This is a genomic window from Haladaptatus rarus, from assembly GCF_054177585.1.
Map to the genome: position 1 here is coordinate 1 of NZ_JBPEHG010000041.1, position 1,815 is coordinate 1,815.

Below are 1,815 nucleotides of genomic sequence, written 5' to 3' on the forward strand. Positions count from 1 at the left end.
CCACCGTTCATCCGCTTCCTGCCATTACGGCTTCCACGAACTTTGATGGTTCGACCGGGCGACTGCCCGGCTCGATGTTTCCTGAAGCGTCGACTTTCAGTGCATGATGGCACTGGAATATTAACCAGTTTCCCTGTTGTCCCACTCGAATTGCGATGGGACTTAGGATCGGCTAACCCTCAGCTGATCAGCATTGCTGAGGAACCCTTACTCGTAAGGTCGTCGAGGGTCTCACCCGACTAACGCTGCTACTATGGCCAGGATTTTCTACACTGAACGGTCCACACGAACTCTCGCCCGTACTTCCACCCGTCCAGAGTGCCAACCTACTGGATCACGCGTTGAAGCGTGCCGCCAGGTCTCGGTGATGAGCTTGAGCCCCGATCATTTTCGGCGCCGCAAACCTCGGCCGGTAAGCTGTTACGCTTTTCTTAGAGGGTAGCTGCTTCTAAGCTCACCTCCCGGCTGTTTAGGGCTTGCGACCACCTTCGATTGCACTTAGCTCATACTTTGGGACCTTAACCCAGCTCTGGGTTGTCTCCCTCCTGGTACACAGGCTTACCCCGCGCACCGGATTCCTCGCGTCAACGACGTCCGTAGGTTCGGAGTTTGACAGGAAGGCCGACTCCTCTCGGAGGCGGGACTTCCAATCGGTCGCTCTACCCCACGAACTATCTCAGCGAAGGTCATGCTTCGACATGTTTCGGTTGGAACCAGCTGTTGCCGGGTTCGATGGGCCTTTCACCCCTACACATAGGTCACGAGAGGGTATTGAAGGACACCAACTCTAGCAGGCCTCCACGTGGCTTTCGCCACGCTTCGCCTTGCCCATGCGTAGATCACCCGGTTTCGGGTCGTATCCAATCGACTCCCCGCCCTTGAAGACGGTGGCCCTCGCGCAAAGCGCTGCGGCCCTATTGGTTTCCCTATGCCTCCCTCGATACACGAGTTAGGCTCGCCAATCAGATACACTCCCTGGCTCGTTTTTCAAAACGTACGACAGAACACCGGCTCCCACCAGTTCCTACTGCGGGATTGCTCCCGGGTCGTTTTCTGGTGGGCCTTGTATGCCCTGTCGCTCCATCGCCACTTGATTTCAAGCCCTATTTCACCTCCCTTTTCGAGGTGCTTTTCAGCGTTCGCTCACGCTACTTGTTCGCTATCGGTCTCGAGTCGTGTTTAGTCTTCGCGGTCGATGCCCGCGACGTTCACGAGGGATTTCCGACCCCCGCTACTCTGGAGCTGACGCACAACGTACTGGCTTCTACTACGGGATTGTCACCCTGTTTCATGCTCCGTTCCAGAAGACTTCGTAGAAGTTGTCGGTTGCTGAGAGTCAGTCCGTACACCACATTGCCCGAAGGCTTCGGTTTGGACTGGATCGTGTTCACTCGCCGTTACTAACGATATCGCGTTTGCTTTCTTTTCCTGCCGATACTGAGATGTTTCAGTTCTCGGCGTTCCCCATTGCGCGAAGCAATTGCGGTGGGGATTCCCATTCGGAGATCCTGAGTTCTTCGCCTCCGTGCGGCTCCCTCAGGCTTTTCGCAGCTTGGCACGTCCGTCGTCGGCGCTCGAGCCGAGCTATTCACCAAGTGGCACAGTAGCCACGTAATATGATTTTGGATTCACTGTAAACTCACTGATGTGAGTCCAGTGGACGCCTGGATTGCACGTACATACGGTCGTCATCGCACGTCCCGGTGGTCGCCAAGAGCGTGCGTCGAACCCTTCCCAACCACGCTTTCGCGGGATGGTGCATCGGTTAGCTTCGGGATAGTTCGTTTCGCCCCCTTGTACTTAAGGGGAACGATT

1 rRNA gene is annotated in these 1,815 nt (G+C 56.0%); it reads right to left on the bottom strand.

Features of this window, described 5'->3' with window-relative positions:
- Window positions 1-1,616: ribosomal RNA gene (locus ACR3FE_RS27725) — 23S ribosomal RNA — on the bottom strand; the annotation flags it as partial.
- Window positions 1,617-1,815: the final 199 nt, after the last annotated feature.